The 16,466-nt window shown below is 64.2% G+C and carries 20 protein-coding genes, 1 tRNA gene and 1 riboswitch; of the genes, 10 read left to right on the top strand and 11 right to left on the bottom strand.

Annotated features, from left to right (window positions below):
- Nucleotides 1-123: 123 nt before the first annotated feature.
- The 4 genes from BTHE68_RS37140 to thiC all read right to left on the bottom strand — a co-directional run bounded on the left by BTHE68_RS37140 (nucleotide 124) and on the right by thiC (nucleotide 3,590).
- Nucleotides 124-252, bottom strand: a complete 129-nt coding sequence (locus BTHE68_RS37140) for a hypothetical protein (protein ID WP_286202780.1) — start codon at nucleotides 250-252, stop codon at nucleotides 124-126.
- 244 nt (nucleotides 253-496) lie between these two features.
- Nucleotides 497-1,027 (bottom strand): hypothetical protein, encoded by a 531-nt coding sequence (locus BTHE68_RS04385; RefSeq protein ID WP_162065302.1) that lies wholly within the window; start codon nucleotides 1,025-1,027, stop codon nucleotides 497-499.
- A 211-nt stretch (nucleotides 1,028-1,238) separates the two neighbouring features.
- On the bottom strand, nucleotides 1,239-1,418 hold the full coding sequence (locus tag BTHE68_RS04390) for a YMGG-like glycine zipper-containing protein (RefSeq protein WP_502710579.1): 180 nt from the start codon (nucleotides 1,416-1,418) through the stop codon (nucleotides 1,239-1,241).
- A 240-nt stretch (nucleotides 1,419-1,658) separates the two neighbouring features.
- Nucleotides 1,659-3,590 (bottom strand): phosphomethylpyrimidine synthase ThiC, encoded by a 1,932-nt coding sequence (gene thiC, locus BTHE68_RS04395; RefSeq protein WP_162065304.1) that lies wholly within the window; start codon nucleotides 3,588-3,590, stop codon nucleotides 1,659-1,661.
- A 141-nt stretch (nucleotides 3,591-3,731) separates the two neighbouring features.
- A riboswitch (TPP riboswitch) is annotated at nucleotides 3,732-3,874 on the bottom strand.
- Between the two features lie 241 nt (nucleotides 3,875-4,115).
- Here thiC and BTHE68_RS04400 point away from each other — a divergent pair.
- Entirely contained in the window at nucleotides 4,116-5,057 is a 942-nt protein-coding gene (locus BTHE68_RS04400; RefSeq protein WP_162065305.1) for an EamA family transporter, read from the top strand.
- Between the two features lie 339 nt (nucleotides 5,058-5,396).
- Nucleotides 5,397-6,179: a DUF4397 domain-containing protein gene (locus BTHE68_RS04405; RefSeq protein ID WP_162065306.1), complete on the top strand. Its 783-nt coding sequence runs from the start codon at nucleotides 5,397-5,399 to the stop codon at nucleotides 6,177-6,179.
- A 160-nt stretch (nucleotides 6,180-6,339) separates the two neighbouring features.
- Here the strand turns inward: BTHE68_RS04405 and BTHE68_RS04410 are convergent, their stop codons facing one another.
- Entirely contained in the window at nucleotides 6,340-6,474 is a 135-nt protein-coding gene (locus BTHE68_RS04410) for an entericidin A/B family lipoprotein (RefSeq protein ID WP_035936257.1), read from the bottom strand.
- A gap of 186 nt (nucleotides 6,475-6,660) precedes the next feature.
- Nucleotides 6,661-8,181, bottom strand: coding sequence for a sensor histidine kinase (locus BTHE68_RS04415; protein WP_162065307.1), 1,521 nt, complete (start codon nucleotides 8,179-8,181; stop codon nucleotides 6,661-6,663).
- 128 nt (nucleotides 8,182-8,309) lie between these two features.
- On the opposite strand from BTHE68_RS04415, the gene BTHE68_RS04420 reads away from it, so the two are divergent.
- The 5 genes from BTHE68_RS04420 (at nucleotide 8,310) to BTHE68_RS04440 (ending at nucleotide 10,629) form a co-directional block, all read left to right on the top strand.
- Nucleotides 8,310-8,486: a DUF1328 domain-containing protein gene (locus BTHE68_RS04420; RefSeq protein ID WP_016344887.1), complete on the top strand. Its 177-nt coding sequence runs from the start codon at nucleotides 8,310-8,312 to the stop codon at nucleotides 8,484-8,486.
- Nucleotides 8,487-8,496: 10 nt separating this feature from the next.
- A complete protein-coding gene (locus BTHE68_RS04425; RefSeq protein ID WP_075643714.1) occupies nucleotides 8,497-8,658 on the top strand; it encodes a DUF1328 domain-containing protein in 162 nt (53 codons plus the stop codon).
- A gap of 200 nt (nucleotides 8,659-8,858) precedes the next feature.
- The gene (locus BTHE68_RS04430) at nucleotides 8,859-9,434 is read left to right on the top strand and encodes a ferritin-like domain-containing protein (protein WP_162065308.1); all 576 of its coding nucleotides are present in this window, start codon (nucleotides 8,859-8,861) and stop codon (nucleotides 9,432-9,434) included.
- A gap of 94 nt (nucleotides 9,435-9,528) precedes the next feature.
- On the top strand, nucleotides 9,529-10,161 hold the full coding sequence (locus BTHE68_RS04435) for a response regulator (RefSeq protein WP_162065309.1): 633 nt from the start codon (nucleotides 9,529-9,531) through the stop codon (nucleotides 10,159-10,161).
- A 27-nt stretch (nucleotides 10,162-10,188) separates the two neighbouring features.
- Nucleotides 10,189-10,629: a response regulator gene (locus BTHE68_RS04440; protein ID WP_162065310.1), complete on the top strand. Its 441-nt coding sequence runs from the start codon at nucleotides 10,189-10,191 to the stop codon at nucleotides 10,627-10,629.
- On the opposite strand, the gene BTHE68_RS04445 is transcribed toward BTHE68_RS04440, so the two are convergent.
- From BTHE68_RS04445 to BTHE68_RS04455, 3 genes are read right to left on the bottom strand one after another with little or no spacing between them, the layout of a single operon-like run.
- Nucleotides 10,608-11,822 (bottom strand): MFS transporter, encoded by a 1,215-nt coding sequence (locus tag BTHE68_RS04445; RefSeq protein ID WP_162065311.1) that lies wholly within the window; start codon nucleotides 11,820-11,822, stop codon nucleotides 10,608-10,610. The genes BTHE68_RS04440 and BTHE68_RS04445 overlap by 22 nt on opposite strands.
- Nucleotides 11,823-11,860: 38 nt before the next feature.
- Nucleotides 11,861-12,661, bottom strand: coding sequence for a phosphodiesterase (locus BTHE68_RS04450; RefSeq protein WP_162065312.1), 801 nt, complete (start codon nucleotides 12,659-12,661; stop codon nucleotides 11,861-11,863).
- 37 nt (nucleotides 12,662-12,698) lie between these two features.
- Nucleotides 12,699-13,055, bottom strand: a complete 357-nt coding sequence (locus tag BTHE68_RS04455) for a hypothetical protein (RefSeq protein WP_162065313.1) — start codon at nucleotides 13,053-13,055, stop codon at nucleotides 12,699-12,701.
- Nucleotides 13,056-13,266: 211 nt separating this feature from the next.
- On the opposite strand from BTHE68_RS04455, the gene BTHE68_RS04460 reads away from it, so the two are divergent.
- Both BTHE68_RS04460 and BTHE68_RS04465 read left to right on the top strand, forming a co-directional pair.
- On the top strand, nucleotides 13,267-13,551 hold the full coding sequence (locus BTHE68_RS04460) for a hypothetical protein (RefSeq protein WP_162065314.1): 285 nt from the start codon (nucleotides 13,267-13,269) through the stop codon (nucleotides 13,549-13,551).
- A gap of 61 nt (nucleotides 13,552-13,612) precedes the next feature.
- Nucleotides 13,613-13,870 carry a hypothetical protein gene (locus BTHE68_RS04465; RefSeq protein ID WP_232077903.1) on the top strand — a complete coding sequence of 86 codons (258 nt, stop codon included), beginning with the start codon at nucleotides 13,613-13,615 and terminating at the stop codon, nucleotides 13,868-13,870.
- A gap of 24 nt (nucleotides 13,871-13,894) precedes the next feature.
- Here BTHE68_RS04465 and BTHE68_RS04470 read toward each other — a convergent pair.
- Nucleotides 13,895-13,979, bottom strand: a tRNA-Leu gene (locus BTHE68_RS04470).
- 134 nt (nucleotides 13,980-14,113) lie between these two features.
- Here BTHE68_RS04470 and BTHE68_RS04475 point away from each other — a divergent pair.
- Nucleotides 14,114-14,566, top strand: coding sequence for a metallophosphoesterase family protein (locus BTHE68_RS04475; protein ID WP_162066784.1), 453 nt, complete (start codon nucleotides 14,114-14,116; stop codon nucleotides 14,564-14,566).
- 52 nt (nucleotides 14,567-14,618) lie between these two features.
- Here BTHE68_RS04475 and proP read toward each other — a convergent pair whose 3' ends face one another.
- Nucleotides 14,619-16,094, bottom strand: a complete 1,476-nt coding sequence (gene proP, locus BTHE68_RS04480; RefSeq protein WP_162065315.1) for a glycine betaine/L-proline transporter ProP — start codon at nucleotides 16,092-16,094, stop codon at nucleotides 14,619-14,621.
- Between the last annotated feature and the right edge of the window lie 372 nt (nucleotides 16,095-16,466).

Raw genomic sequence — 16,466 nt, forward strand, 5'->3', positions numbered from 1 at the left:
AGCATCCGCATAACGCGCACACTAAGAATAGGGCGCGAACGGCCTGCGTCAAGGCGCGAATGCCGATTCATTGCGTCACGCCCGGAGCGCCCGGGCGTGACGGGACGCGCCCGAGGCGCGCGATCAGCTTTTGGCGATGGCCTCGGGCGTGGGGCTATCGCGCTGGACGGCGGGCGTCTGTCTGAACACCCACACCGTCAACAAGCCGAGAGAAGCGAGCATCCACAACAGGAAAAACGCAAAGGCCATCATGTCCGATCCCCCGATACGGAAAGTCGCTCTCGCGACGTGGTAATTGGGGAACTAGATAGCCAGAACCGTGCCAATCGTCTGGCGAAATCCGCCGACGCCTTGTCGGATAAGGAAAGTGTCCGGCCGCACAATCGCGCGGTGACGGCTCAATCGCCGGTTCGATCAGAAAATGTTGCAGTGATGTTACGAGTCAATGCGCAAACTCGTCATTTGTCTCATCCGATGCAACATGCCGTGGCGCGCCTCAATGCCCGTGGCCGCCGCCTCCGCCGTGCCAGCCTCCACCTCCGCCTTGCCAGCTACTGCCGCCGCCGCCGTGCCATCCGCCGCCGCCGCCATGCCAGCCGCCACCATGCCAGCCGTGGCCGTGCCACCCGCCGCCCCAGCAGCAACCGCCGCCGCCCCAGTATCCGAAGCTGAGCGAAACCGCGGGATAACCGTAGCCATATCCGTAACCGTAGTAGGCCGGATAGGCGGCATAGGGCGGATAGTAGGGGTATGAATACGGAACCGTCTGGTAGTAGTCCGAATACGGCGACCCGACCGCATATTCGTATTGCGGCGGGAGCGTCGCGCTGCCTGTGAATGTTGCCGCCGTGCCGGACGCCCCCTGCGCGGGCACCACGAATTCCCGCTGCGTATACGCCGTATTGACGACGGGATAAGGCGGATAGGCCGGATAGCCGTAAGGGTAATAGCACCCGCTGACGATGAGCCCGGCGGCGAGCGCAACGGCCGCCTTTCCAGGTCCGATAATGCTGCGAGCGGAAATCATGGTACTGCTCCTTGCGATACGGCTTGCCGGACTCTTGAATCGGATGAGGGGAGAACGGGTCCGTTAAGAAGCAGCTTAGTCGAACGATGTCGTCAGTCGTTGCGCGTAGTGTGACAAAGCATTACCGGCGCACGTTTACGTATCAGAAATGAAACAACGAGGCGAAATCGCGGCGAAGCGAGCGTGCCTCGCCGCCCGAAACCCGGTCCCGCTACTTGCCGACCTGATTGCCGATCACCCCGCCGACCGCCGCGCCGCCGAGCGTCGACAGCGCGCTGCCGCCGATCACCGCGCCGCCTGCCGCGCCCACACCCGCGCCGATGGCCGTATCCCGTTGACGCGCGGTCATGTCGCCGCAAGCGGTCAGTCCTCCGAGAAACGCAACGACCATTGCGGCGGCGCCGATCTGTTTGATGGTTTTCATGTCGACTCTCCAATTCGATGATGAAGTGAATCGGCGGCGGTTCGTCACGACGTTTTCGCCGGTTCGCTCGTTGCTCAGCAGGAAAAGTGCCTGAATCGTCAGATGAACCACACAACGAGGCCCGACAAGGCTTTGCGCCCGACGCACATAAAAAAACGGCCTGCCGCACGCATCGTGCGACAGGCCGTTGTCAGCCATCCGGAAGCATCAAGTCGGCTGGTAGATCTCCGAGCCCTTCTTCACGAACTCGATCGCCTTCGTCTCCATGCCCTTGGCGAGCGCCTCGTTTTCGCTCAGGCCCTGCTTCGCCGCAAAATCGCGCACGTCTTGCGTGATCTTCATCGAGCAGAAGTGCGGGCCGCACATCGAGCAGAAGTGCGCGACCTTGGCAGAGTCCTTCGGCAGGGTTTCGTCGTGGAATTCGCGCGCCTTGTCCGGATCGAGACCGAGGTTGAACTGGTCCTCCCAGCGGAATTCGAAGCGCGCCTTCGAGAGCGCGTTGTCGCGCACCTGTGCGCCCGGATGGCCTTTCGCCAGATCGGCTGCGTGCGCCGCGAGCTTGTAGGTGATGATGCCTTCCTTCACGTCGTCCTTGTTCGGCAGGCCGAGGTGTTCCTTCGGCGTGACGTAGCAGAGCATCGCGGTGCCGAACCAGCCGATCATCGCCGCGCCGATGCCCGATGTGATGTGGTCGTAACCCGGCGCGATGTCCGTCGTGAGCGGTCCGAGCGTGTAGAAGGGCGCCTCGTCGCACCATTCCAGTTGCAGGTCCATGTTCTCCTTGATGAGCTGCATCGGCACGTGACCGGGGCCTTCGATCATCACCTGCACGTCGTGCTTCCACGCGACTTGCGTCAGTTCGCCGAGCGTCTTCAGCTCGCCGAGCTGCGCTTCGTCGTTGGCGTCGTAGATGGAGCCGGGGCGCAGGCCATCGCCGAGCGAGAACGAGACATCGTATTGCTTCATGATCTCGCAGATGTCTTCGAAGTGCTCGTAGATGAAGCTTTCCTTGTGATGCGCGAGGCACCACTTCGCCATGATCGAGCCGCCGCGCGACACGATGCCGGTCATCCGGTTGGCGGTCAGCGGCACGTATTGCAGGCGCACGCCGGCGTGGATCGTGAAGTAGTCGACGCCTTGCTCCGCCTGCTCGATGAGCGTGTCGCGGAACATTTCCCACGTCAGGTCTTCGGCTTTGCCGTTGACTTTTTCGAGCGCCTGATAGATCGGCACCGTGCCGATCGGCACCGGCGAATTGCGGATGATCCACTCGCGCGTCTCGTGGATATGCTTGCCGGTCGACAGGTCCATCACCGTGTCGCCGCCCCAGCGGATCGCCCAGGTCATCTTGTCGACTTCCTCGCCGATCGAGGAGGTCACCGCCGAATTGCCGATGTTCGCGTTGATCTTCACGAGGAAGTTGCGGCCGATGATCATCGGCTCGCTTTCCGGGTGATTGATGTTCGCGGGAATGATCGCGCGGCCGCGCGCCACTTCCTCGCGCACGAATTCGGGCGTGATTTCCTTTGCCGCGTCCTTGCCGAACGCCGCCGCGCCGAAGGCCTGACCCGGATGCTGGCGGCCCATCATCGCCGCAAGCTTTTCGCCGTTCGGGCCGCTCTGCCTCAGACTTTCGAGATATTCCGCGCGCCGCTGGTTCTCGCGGATCGCGATGTACTCCATCTCCGGCGTGATGATGCCTTGCCGCGCGTAGTGCATCTGCGAGACGTTCTTGCCGGGAATCGCGCGGCGCGGATGACGATGCAGATCCGGGAAGCGCAGTTCGGCCGTCTTCGGATCGGCGGCGCGCTCGCGACCGAATTCGCTCGACAGGCCGCTCAGTGCTTCCGTGTCGCCGCGCGCTTCGATCCACTTGCCGCGCAGCGCGGCCAGGCCGGAGCGGATGTCGATGTTCGCGTCCGGATCGGTGTACGGGCCGGACGTGTCGTACACATAGACGGGCGGATTTTTCTCGCCGCCGAAGCCGTCGGGGGTGTCGGATTGCGAGATTTCGCGCATCGGCACGCGAATGTCGGGCGTCGAACCTTCGACATAGACCTTGCGCGAGTTCGGCAGCGGCGCGATGGCGGCGGCATCGACGACGGCGTTCTCTGACAGGAACTTGGGGTTGGCATTCATGTGCTGTCTCTCCTGTGTGGGACGGTTTTATCCGGGCTCGACGCGGACGAACGCCGTCGAGCTCGGCTGATTCAGGAGCTAAACAGGGAGGAACGAGATGGAAAGGTACGGGTCCGGAAGAAGTGGCGTGGATGCTGAAGGCCTTGGAACCCGAACGCTTCCCTGCGCTGGCATTATCCAGATCAGGTTCAAAGGGTATTTCTCACCCACGCCGCACGAAGCGATTCAGACCGATGAAGCCGATTGAAGTCGCGATGTGCAACGCAGGACCCCCGCGTTAGCAGCCGACACGTTACACCGGGGCGTGGCGTCTTGGCAACCATTCGTAAAGTTGTGCGATCGCGTTGCGCGCTTACTGCATAATGTCGAGCGCCGCGGATTCCGGGTTTTCCCGGGGATCGTGCGGTCTCTCCTCGCGCACTCGCACTTCTTCGTTCCGCCATGCCGTTCAGTCTGGTCGTTGCCGCAGCGTCTTTCCCGGTCTCGTTTGCAGTCATCCGGCGCGCAGCCGTTGCGGAGTAATGCATGTCCGCTCTGCCGCCGCCGCGTCTGCCGTTCAGCTTTCCCGACCGTTTTCCGTTTCGTGCGCCGCGCTCCTTCAAGGGGCAGGTCGCGCTTGCGCTGGCCGTCGTCTATCTCGTGTGGGGCTCGACGTATCTTGGGATCCATCTGTCGCTCGAGTCGTTTCCGCCGCTCATGCTCGGCGGTTTGCGCAATCTGTGTGCGGGCGTCGGGCTGTTCGTGATAGCCGTGCATCGCAAGGCGGTGTGGCCGAGTGCGCGGGAAGTGCGCAATGCGGCGATCGTCGGGACCTTGCTGGAAGGTTTGTCGAGCGGGATGATGGCCTACGGCATGCGCACGGTGGGAACCGGCACGGCTGCGGTGATGGTCGCCACTGTGCCGCTTTTCGCGACGATCTTCACCGCGTTGAGCGGGCGCGGGGTTGCTAAGGGCGAATGGTTCGCGGTGGCGCTGGGGCTGATCGGCATCGTGCTGCTCAATCATGGCGATCCGTCGCCGAGTTCCACCGTCGGCACATTGGCGATTCTGTGCGCGGCGATCTTCTGGGCGGGCGGCGCGCATCTGGCGAGCCGTTTGCCGCAACCGTCCGATCTGTTGATGTCGACGGCCTTGCAGATCGGGCTGGGCGGTCTGATCGCGACGGGCATCGCGCTGGCGGCGGGCGAAAGGCTCACGCAGGTGAGCGTTGGCGCGGGGTTTTCGTTCGTGTATCTCGTGGTGATCGGTTCGATGGCGGCGTATGTCGCTTATAACTTTCTGATTCGGAATACGAGCACGATCGTCGCGACGAGTTGTCTTTATGTGAATCCGGTCGTCGCCGTCTTGCTGGGCGCGCTGCTGCTCGGCGAAATCATCACGCAGTGGACCGTTATCGCGACGGTCGTGATTCTGCTTTCGGTCGGGCTTTCGTTCTGGTTTGACTATCGGCGGCGCGGATTGGCCTGAGCCCGCCAGCCTTGTAAGAAACGCTTCCACCAAACGGCCGCCCGTATCGTGCGGAGCGGTCCGGCCGCGCTCGTTTTGCACCTCCCGAATAATTCCTCTAATGAATCGAGAAGCCTTGCCCAGCAAGGCTCGACCGGACGCGTGCCACGTCCGCGCACCGCATCGGGGCATGTCCATTGCTCAAGGCAGGCACTCGCATCGGCGGCGCTCTTGCGTCGTTCGATCGGGCAAGGAAGGGAAAAGAACCAGGGCCGGCGAACCAGACGCGAAATTCCGAGGACGTCCAGTCGCCCGGGCCCGGACAACAAGGTGTCGATCAAAACAAAGGAAGGTGGAACCATGAAGCTCATCCGCACCGCTGCCGCGCTTGCCGCCGTCGCCGCTTTGCTCTCCGCTTGCGGCGGAAGCTCCGACGATGTCGGCAAGGAAATCGGCGTCACCCCGGCGCAGGTCCATTTCATTCACGCGATCCCGAGCGGCCCGAACGTCGACTTCTACGACAACAGCAAGGTCCTGCAACCGAATCTCGCCTACAAGACGGTGACCAACTTCGCGAACATCGACACCGGCCAGCACAATTTCTCCTACGCGGCCGTGAACACGACGACGCAACTTGCCACCGACACGAGCATCTCGAACGCGGCGAAAGGGCATGAGTACACGGTGATCGCGCTGCCGGACGCGGGCTTCCTGCCGTCGATCGCGGTGATCGACGATCCGTTCGACAAGGGACTCCTGTCGAGCAGCGCACGCGTGCGCGCCTTCAACGCGTCGACGAACGCGCCGAACCTCGATATCTATCTGGTCGCGCCGGGGACGAGCATCGCGAGCGTCAGCCCGACGATGGCGGGCGTCGCCTACAAGAACGCCGTACCCGCGACGACGCAGGATTCCCTCTACGTCTCCGGCGGCGCGTATCAACTGATCGCGACCACGCCGGGCTCGAAGACGCCGGTCTACACATCGGCTTCGTTCGACCTCGCCAAGAACGCGGACTGGCTCGTGACGACGCTGCCGTCGGGCAACGCGCTCTCGCAACTGGTGCCGGAGAAGATTCGCGTGCTGGTCGCGCAGGGCGGCAACACGCAGCAGCCGGCGCTGGAATTGCCCGACACGCAATGACGCTTCACGCCTGAGAAAGCAAAACCCGGCGCGATCATCGGCCGGGTTTTTTATCGCCCGTCGCGCGCAATCACAACGCAAAAAATTCCCGCCACGCGAACGTGGCGGGAAGACAGGGAACTACATCAACGCTAAGGAACGCCTGAGCCTGAGTCGCCGCTTACTTGTGCTCCTCGGCGGAATTCGAAATGGCCTGACCGCCCTTCGAAATATCCTGGCCCGCACCCGAGACGGTGTTGCAGCCCGCGAGAGCCGCCGTGCCTGCAATCAGCAGTAGAGCGATGAGTCGAGACATGTTTATCCCCTTGGAGTTGAAATGCGTGACAGGAATCGGTTCGCGCATCGTGTCTGTGGTGACGGACGCCTTGTCGTCGCCCGCCTTACCGATGTGAACAATCATAAAAAAAGCGCATGGCCGCACGCTGTAGGCTCGCCTGCGATTTTCCTGTCGGCGGCGTCCGCATTTGGTGTCGGCATCGTCCTACGCGGTGGGCACGGCGAGCGGCGCATCGACGCTGCGCTCGCGCGGCATCGACACGCTGATCGCCGTGCCATGCGGCGACGCGCGCTCGATCTCGAAGCGCCCGCCGCGCGCCGACACACGCTGCCGCATGCCGACGAGCCCATGCGTCTGCGTGCGCTTCAGATCCTGCGGCCGGATGCCGATGCCGTCGTCGGTGATCGAAAGCGACACGTTCTCTTTATCGATATCGAGCGCAATCCGGATGCGGCTCGCACGCGCGTATTTCGCCGCATTCGTGAGCGTCTCCTGCGCAACGCGAAAGAGCGCGATCTCGATCGCCTCGCCGAGCTTCACGTCCTCGCCCGGCAGATCCGATTCCACATTCCAGCCGTTGCGTTGCGCGGCTTCATCGGCGAGTGAGCGTAGCGCCGTCACGAGGCCGAAGTTGGCGAGCACGGTCGGGCGCATGTCCTCGATGATGCGGCGCTTCAACGCAATGCCCTGATCGAGATTGCCGAGCGCGCGCGCGAGTTTTTCGGCCATCGCGGGTTCGGTGTCCTTCAGCTTGCCGCGCACCCACGCGACATCCATCTTGCTCGCCGTGAGGATCGAGCCGAGTTCGTCGTGCAGTTCGCGCGCGAGCTCGGTCTTCTCGTTCTCGCTGACCGATTGCAAATGCCACGCGAGTGCTTCGAGCTGGCGCGTGCGCGCGAACACGAGTTGATCGAGTTCTTCCTGCTGCGTGATGAGCGCCTTCTGCACGCGCGCCTGTTTGTCGAGCTGGATGCCGAGATTGCGGAACAGCAGGATGAACAACACGATATTGAGCGCGCACAACGCGCCGACACAGAGCGTGGAGATGCGCTGATCGGCGCGGCTCGCGTCGAGCGCGTGTTGCGCGCGCTGTTCCTCGTTCAGGCGCAACAGCGACAACGCCGCGTCGAGCGTCGCGCTGGTGTCGGGCGGCGGCAGCGCGAGCGGACGCGGGTGGGCGGCGGCGTCTTCCGGCGTATCTTCGAGGCGCACGGTGCCTTGCGCGATTTCATCGTCGGCGGCGGCGCGGATCTGCGCGAAGCTCGCGAGCGCGGTGTCGTCGCCGATGCGCCGGTAATACGCATCGAGCGACGCCAGCGTGCGCCGCACGCGTGCGGTTGTCTCCCGGAAGTGCGCCTGATACGCGCCGTCGGGCTTCAGCGCAAAGCCGCGTTCGTCGGCGGTGAGCGTGGCGATATCGGCGGCGAGCGCCGACAACTGCGCGGTCGCGCCCTTCGCGTCGAGCGCGGTTTCGTATTCCGACGCGATCCGCATGCGCCCCGATTCCAGAATGACGAGCCCGCCCACCGTGATGACGATCGCCACCGTCATCGCTACGGCCCAGCTATAGCGGCGCATCCACTCATTGAAACGCGCCGCGCGTCGCGCGATTCCGGCCGGCGCGGGCGGCGTGGGCGTTTTCTGCATGGCGGGTTCATTGGCCGCGAAGGACGGGGTTTCGTCGGGCAGGATCGTCGGTATCGCGGCGCGCGGTACGTGGCTCATGGTGTCGGGTAGCCGATTTGAAAGCGGGTGTCGGTGGATTCCCACAGCAAAAAAGGAGCCTGCCCGAATGCGCGCCGCCGGACGCGTCGCTAGGATGGTTCCGTCATCCATTCTTACGGGGAACGATCATGCTGAAGTGGGCATTGTTTTTCGCGATCGTGGCCGTGATCGCGGGCGTGCTGGGTTTCACGGGCGTCGCCGCCGGGGCTGCGGCCATCGCGAAATTCCTGTTCGTGCTGTTCCTGATCCTGTGCGCCGTGTTCCTGGTGCTCGGCTTCGTCGTCACGAAAAAAGCCATCGATTAGAGGAGGTCATATGCTTCATTACGCCGTTGTCTTCTTCGTCATCGCCATCATCGCGGCCGTGTTCGGCTTCACGGGCATCGCGGCCGGCGCGGCGGAAATCGCGAAGATCCTTTTCTATATTTTTCTCGTCGTATTCGTGGTCACTTTGCTGCTCGGCGTGTTCCGAACGTGATGCCCCCATTCGGGCGAAAGCCATGAGCCATCAAGCCGCGCGCGGGTTTTGCGACCGTCGCGCGGCTTTTTGAAGGGATCAGGCATGGCGCATGCATTGGAGTCTCTGATTGGATAGCGGGGTTCTATGCAGGTCCGCCTTGCACGGTCCTCGCGCCAGCGAACAGTCATGTCACACCCCATCACAGAGGAGCGAACCAAATGTCCAAATCGTCTGCTGTAAAAGCTGCGCCGAGCCAGTCCACGGACGCTTTTGTCCTCGATGTCGAAAAGATTCGCGCCGATGCGCGGCAGCACATGGATGAAGGCGCAGTGACGACGGGTTACGGCGCCGACCGTGAGACCGTGTTGAAGCTGCTCAACGACTCGCTCGCCACCGAAATCGTCTGCACGCTGCGCTACAAGCGTCACTACTTCATGGCGAAGGGCATCCATTCGGAAGCCGTCGCGCAGGAATTCCTGGAGCACGCGAACGAGGAACAGGAGCACGCCGATACGCTCGCCGAACGCATCGTGCAGCTTGGCGGCGAGCCGAATTTCGCGCCGGACGGCCTCTCGTCGCGCTCGCATTCGGAGTACAGCGAAGGCAAGGATCTGATCGACATGATCCGCGAGAATCTGATTGCCGAGCGCATCGCGATCGATACGTATCGCGAGATCATTCGCTATCTCGGCGACAAGGACGTCACGACGCGACGCATCTTCGAGGACATTCTCGCCGTCGAGGAAGAACACGCCGACGACATGGCGGACCTGCTGGAAGGCCGCAACGGATAAGGGCGATGACGCGGGGCGCGCAGTGCGTGCCCCGCGTCTGCATGACATGGCCGATCAACTACTACAAGAGCGTCCGGCCTTGCGGACGACGCGAATGATTCGAGTCCTGATAGCCGACGACCACGCGATCGTGCGCAGCGGTTTCCGCCAGTTCGTCGCGGACGAGCCCGACATGGAAGTCGCCGCCGAGGCCGCCACCGGCGACGAGGCAATTGCGCGCGTGCGCGAGCAGGCGTTCGACGTGGTATTGCTCGATATCGCCATGCCCGACAAGAACGGCGTCGACACCTTGCGCGTGATCAAGCAGATCCGGCCGGAGCAGGGCGTGCTGATGCTCTCGGGCTTTCCGGAGAGTCAGTACGCGATCAATCTGCTGAAGGCCGGCGCGAACGGTTATCTGAACAAGGATGCCGCGCCCGATGAAATTGTGCGCGCGATCCGCACGGTGGCGCGCGGGCACCGGTATCTGTCGGAATTCATCGCGGATGCGCTCGCCGACAAACTCGACAAACCCGCCGCCGAGCGGCCGCACGAAATGCTCTCGGAGCGCGAGTTTCAGATCTTCTGCAAGCTCGCGGGCGGCCAGATTCCGACGGAAATCGCGCAGGAACTGCATCTTTCGGTGAAGACGGTGAGCACCTATCGCGCGCGCGTGCTGGAAAAGATGCGGCTCGCCAACAACGCCGATCTCACGTATTACGCGATCAAGAACGGCCTGATCGAATAGCGGCGCGGCACACGGAGGGCGCCCGACGTGGGCAATCACATCGACACCGACGACCGGGCAGGACACGAGCGGACGCCGCGCGCACCGCTCGCGGTGCTGCTGATCGAGGATTCGCCGCTGATCCGTCGCAGCCTGACCGAGGCGATCGACGCGCTCGGACCGTGGCGCGTGACCGCTTTCGCCGATAACCCTGCCGACGCTATCGCGCTGCTCGCGGCGCAGGCTTTCGACGCGGTGATCGTCGATCTGCAACTGAAGCGCGGCTCGGGCATCGACGTGCTCGCGTGGCTCGAGGCGAGCGACGCGCCGCGAGCGCGTGGCGCGTTCGTCGCCGTGCTGACCAATCACGCGCTGCCGGCGTATCGCGAACGTTGCCTGCAATACGGCGTGCGCCACTTTTTCGACAAGTCGCTGGAATTCGACCGCGTGCTCGACGCGCTGCACGACTACGCGCGCGAGCGGGCTTGAGCGCGCGCGCGTCCGCGCCAGTGGCTGAAGCCGGCGAGCGCCGTCGCCGCGAGACCGGCGAGACACACGCCCGTCCAGCCCAGCGCATGCCACGCGAGCGACGCGAGCGCCGAACCCAATGATCCGCCGATGAAATACGCGACCATATAGACCGTGTTCACGCGGCTGCGCGCTTCCGGCTTGAGCGCGTAGATGCGCGACTGGTTGGAGATCTGCGCGGCCTGCACGCCGATATCGAGCACGATCACGCCGACGACCAGCCCGGCGATACTCCGCGCCGAAAACGCGAACACCACGAACGACACCGCCACGAGCCCGATGCACAGCGAGATGACCGCGCGCGGCCCGCGCTTGTCCGCGGATTTGCCCGCGAGCGGCGCCGCGAGCGCGCCCGCCGCGCCGACGATGCCGAACAGCCCAGCAGCCTGCGGCCCCATGTGAAACGGCTCGCCCGCGAGCAGCAGCGTGAGCACCGACCAGAAGATGCTGAACGCGGCGAACAGCGCGCCGCCGGTCAGCGATGCTTCGCGCAGCGCTGCGTTTTCCGCTGCGAGATGCCACAGCGAGGCGAGCAGCTTGCCGTAGGGAAGCGTCGAGGTCGGCCGGCTTTTCGGCAGCCGCGCGATCACGACGACCGCCAGCGCGATAGTCGCGAACACGGACGCGCCGAACACCGCGCGCCAGCCGAAATATTGCGCGACGAAGCCGGACACCGTGCGCGCGAGCAGAATGCCGAGCAAAAGCCCGCTCATCACGGTGCCGACGGCGTGACCGCGTTCGGCGGCGGGCGCGAGCTCGGCGGCGAAGGGCACGGCTTGCTGCGCGATCGTCGCCACGATGCCGATCGCGAGGCTCGCCGCGATCAGCACCGCGAGCGTCGGCGCGGCAGTCGCGACGACGAGCGATACGCCGAGCGCCGCCAGTTGCAGCAGGATCAAGAGACGCCGGTCGAAGCGGTCGCCGAGCGGCGCGAGCACGAGCATGCCGAGCGCGTAGCCGAGTTGCGTCGACGCCGGCACGGCGCCGATCAGCCATGCGCTGCCGGGAAAGCTCGCGCGGAAGTCGTCGAGCAGCGGCTGATTGAAATAGATGTTCGCCACCGAAACGCCCGCGATGGTCGCGAGCAGCCATAGCGTGGCGCGGGAATAGTGCGGATGACGTTCCGGCGGATTCGGTGGCGGCGCAGCGGACATGGGAAACGCAGACGTTGACGGTCAGCCGCCGATCATACTCAGAAAGGCTGCGGTCCGCCGCCCTGATCGACGCTCATGCAATGCGTGACGAGGCCGGAATTGGCGCGCCAAAGATGCAGCCCGAACGCGGGCGGCTCCATGACGAAGGCCTCCGGGCCGTCGGGCTTCAGCTGCAAGGCAACCTGATGCGCGGTCGACGGCGCGCACCACACGATCGTGCCGCCGAAGCGCACGCTGATCGCGCGATGCACATGACCGCACACGATGCGCTCGACGTTCGGATGGCGCCGCACCAGCGCATCGAGCGCGCGGCTATCGTCGGGTGCGAGGCGGATGTCGTCCATGAAGCCGATGCCGCACGCGACAGGCGGATGATGCATCGCGATCACGACGGGCCGCTCGCGGCTCGCGTCGAGTTGCGCTTCGAGCCAGGCGAGGCGGGTCGCGCACAGGCGGCCCGCGCCCGAACCGGGATCGAGCGTATCGAGCGCGATCACGCGGACGTCGGCCACATCGAATGCGTACTGGACGAAGGCGTCGCCGGTGGCGAGTTCCGGCCGGTCGTCGAAGACCGTGCGCAGATTCGCGCGATCGTCGTGATTGCCGACGAGCACGCGCCACGGCATCGCGAGCCGGTCGAGCAGCGTGCGCAAATGCCGGTATTCGTCGATGCCGCCCGCATCGACGAGATCGCCGGTGATGAGCGCGGCGTCGGGACGCGGGTCGAGCGCATTGAGTGCGTCGATCGCGCGGGCGAGGAAGGCGGCCGTATCGACGCGGCCGTAAGCGAGCGTGCCCGGCGGCGTGATGTGCAGATCGCTGATCTGGGCGAGCAGCATGTGCGTGGGTCTCCTCGTCGCGGGCGGGTTGTTCGGCTCAGTCGTCGGATGCGGCGGCCGGCGGCTTCGGCGCGAGCTTCGCGGGCACGAGCCACTGGAAGCCCGTCATCGATGTTTCGCTGAACGTGCATTCGGCGGCCGCGGAGACCAGCACCGGCTTGGTGGCGGGCGGCGTCGGCGCGTTCTGGATCGTGCCGTGCACGACCACCCGCGAACCATGATAACTCGCGCCGGAGCCGGTGATTTTCAAAGGCGCGCTGGCCGCGTCGGGATAATCGGCGCGGACCTTCTCCTTGCAGGCTTCGACATTCTTGTAATAAGACGTGCAGCCGGCGAGTGAGGCGAACGAAAGTGAGATCAGGACAGCCAGCAGAGGGTGGTTTCGATGTTTCATCGATGAATTCGGTCGATGCCCGATGCCGCGAGGCATATCGGAGCGTGATGAAGGTCGGGCGAAGCTTTATAACACGCGCGGCCGTGTATCACTGTAGTGCATCGAGGCGCAGCGGCGCCGCGCGCCGATGGCTTGTTTTGTCGCGCGATGCGGTAGCACAATCGGCACTGTCGAACGATCCGCGCGTTTTTGACCGATGGAGACGACCGTCATGCAGAAGGACATCGAAGTAGGCGATTACCTGCTTGCCATGCAGGCCGTGCCGCGGCAGATCGAAGCCGACGGCGACGAGGAGGCTTCCCCGTCCGAGGGATACGCGATCCGCGTGCGCGTGACGCGGCTCGATCAGAAGCCGGTGCACGGTTCCGCGCTCGCGAGCGATTCCGGCGAAATGACGGGCGACCACGGCCCGTTCGAGACCGTCGCCGAGGCGATCGCGCACGGCGAGGCTTGGGGACGGCACTACGTCGCGCGCGTGCTGGGGCATTCGGTGTAGCGGCGGGCCGCGAAAGAGGGGGGCGCTCCCCGCGTCAGACGGGTGCCGCGCGGCGATGCGCGTGGCTAGACTCTGGCTCATCGACCGGACCATCGCAGAGGCCGCCATGACGCCCGTTGCTCTTTACGTCACGCCCCATTTCATTGCTTCCGTGCGCAGGGGGAAGGTGCGCGACTGTTTTAGCGGGACGGTTCGGTTCATCGGCGTGGACGCGCTGCCGTTCGATGTCGAACACGTGTGCCTGCTGGATCGCGATACGGCGATCGAGGCGCTGTTCGATGCGGTGAGGGACGCGGAGAGGTTGTTGAATGCGGTGTGAGGGGGCGTCGCACGAAGCCCGCTTTGGTGCCGGGGACCGGGCTCGAACCGGCAAGCCGTGAGGCGGCGGATTTTAAGTCCGCTATGTTTACCAATTTCATCACCCCGGCAAGGGCGGACGCGATTCTACCATTGCGAGGCAGCGCGCCAAAACCGCGACAGCCGCCGATGCGCGCCCCGTTCGACACGATTTCACCCCGCCTGCATAATCATCGGCACCGGTTCAGCGCAAGGACACCCGATGATGCACATCGGCCTCATCTCCGACACGCACAACCTCGTGCGCCCCGAGGCGCTCGAGGCGTTGCGTGGCGTCTCGCACATCATCCACGCGGGCGACATCTGCAAACGCGACGTGCTCGATACCCTCGCGCCACTCGCGCCGCTCACGGTCGTGCGCGGCAACAACGACATCGGCGAGGGCGTCGCGCACTTGCCCGAACAGGCGCGCATCGAACTCGGCGGCGTGACGATCCACGTCGTCCACGATATCGCCGATGTGCCGAAGCAGCTCGACGGCATCGATGTCGTCGTGACCGGTCACTCGCACAAGCCGCTCATCGAACGACGCGGCAACGTGCTGTTCGTGAATCCCGGCAGCGCGGGGCCACGCCGCTTCAGATTGCCGGTCACGCTCGCGCTGCTCGACATCGAGGATGGAAAACCGCAAGCGCGCATCGTCGCGCTCGCGACATAAAAAAAGGCCGGCGCTCACGCACCGGCCTTTTGCCGTCAGACAGCCCGAACGCTTACGCGCGCACCGTGCCTTCCGGGAATGCGTCGTCCATTTCGGCGGCTTCGCGATGGCCGCGCAGGATCGCGTGCGCTTCCGATTTCGACGCCACAGCCGGCGGCGAACCCTTCAGCGGCTTCTTCGCCGTCTCGTGCAGCGCGAGCACCGAGACGATACCGATCAGCGACGCGCCCATCAGATAGTACGCGGGCATCATCAGGTTGCCGGTCGTGTCGACGAGCCATGCCGTGACGAGCGGCGTCGTGCCACCGAACAGCGACACCGACACGTTGAAGCCGATCGCGAGCGCGCCGTAGCGGATCTTCGTCGGGAAGAGGGCCGGCAGCGACGACGGCATCACGCCCGTGAACGTCGACAGCAGCGCGCCGAGAATCATCATGCCCGCGAAGATCGACGGAATCGTGCCCATGCGGATCAGCGAGAGCGCCGGAATCGACAGCACCAGCAGGCCGACACAACCCGCGAGCATCACAGGCTTGCGGCCGATCGTATCGGACAGACGGCCGGCGAACAGCGTCAGCGGCATCATCAGCACCATCACGACGAGCACAATGAACAGGCCGTGCGTCTCGTTGAACTTGAGCGTCGCCGACAGATAGCTCGGCAGATACGACAGCGCCATGTAGTCGGTCACGTTGAAGATCAGCACGAGGCCGACGCATTGCAGGAGCGGCTTCCATTGCTGGATGAGCGTCTCGCGGAATTGCTCCTTGGTCGTTTCATGCGACACCGCTTCCGCCTTCTCGGCTTCGCGCTGGAACGCAGGCGTTTCTTCGAGCTTCATCCGGATGTACAGACCGATCAGGCCGAGCGGACCCGCGACCATGAACGGAATGCGCCAGCCCCACGACAGCAGCGCGCTTTCCGAGAGCGTCGCGGTCAGCACCGCGACCACGCCCGCGCCGAGCACATAGCCGACGAGCGTGCCGAACTCGAGGAAGCTCGACATGAAGCCGCGCTTCTTGTCCGGCGAGAATTCGGCGATGAAGGTCGCCGCACCACCGTATTCGCCGCCCGTCGAGAAGCCCTGCACGAGACGCGCGACCAGCAGCAGCACCGGCGCCATCACGCCGATCGTTTCATAGCTCGGAATGATGCCGATACAGAACGTGCCGACGGCCATCATGATCATCGTCATCGCGAGCACGCGCTTGCGGCCGATGCGGTCGCCCAGCGGGCCGAACACCATGCCGCCGATCGGGCGCACGAGGAACGCGGCCGCGAACGTGCCGAACGTGGCCAGCAACTGCGCGGTGGGGCTGCTCGACGGGAAGAACACCTTGCCGAGCGTCACGGCGATGTAGCTGTACACGCCGAAGTCGAACCATTCCATCGCGTTACCGATGGCCATGGCGCCGACCGCGCGTTTGAGCAAGGACTGATCGACGATGGTGATGTCGTCGAGGGTGAGATCGGACTTCTGACTCGATGAATCCTGTGTGCGCCAAAGGCCCTCTTGAAGAGAAGACATAGTTCGAAAAACTCCGTATTCGATCCCGAGAACTCGCACGGAGCTTCGGGACAGTGCAGTTTCGCGACGGCGCCGCCTTGGTATCGAGACAGCGGAAAACGATCGCCAATGGCTCCGCGCGGCATCCTGTATGAAGCAGATGCCGAATAGAAAAGCAAACGCGGTGCCGGTGCTTCGCGGTGGGTCGCGAAATTGCACTCGGGATGAAACAAACGAATTTGACGTGCGGACGGCGAACTCAGCGGGAATCCGGAGTTGCCGCGGGTGGGCCGCGACGTCGGCGAAAAAACAACCTGAGACGAAAAAGGCCGGCGTTGCTGCTAATGAACCGACGCGCCTCTTTGTATGAAAACTGTCACTACCGCGCTGTGT

Origin of the sequence: Burkholderia sp. THE68, assembly GCF_009938265.1 — a bacterium.
Lineage (GTDB): Bacteria > Pseudomonadota > Gammaproteobacteria > Burkholderiales > Burkholderiaceae > Caballeronia.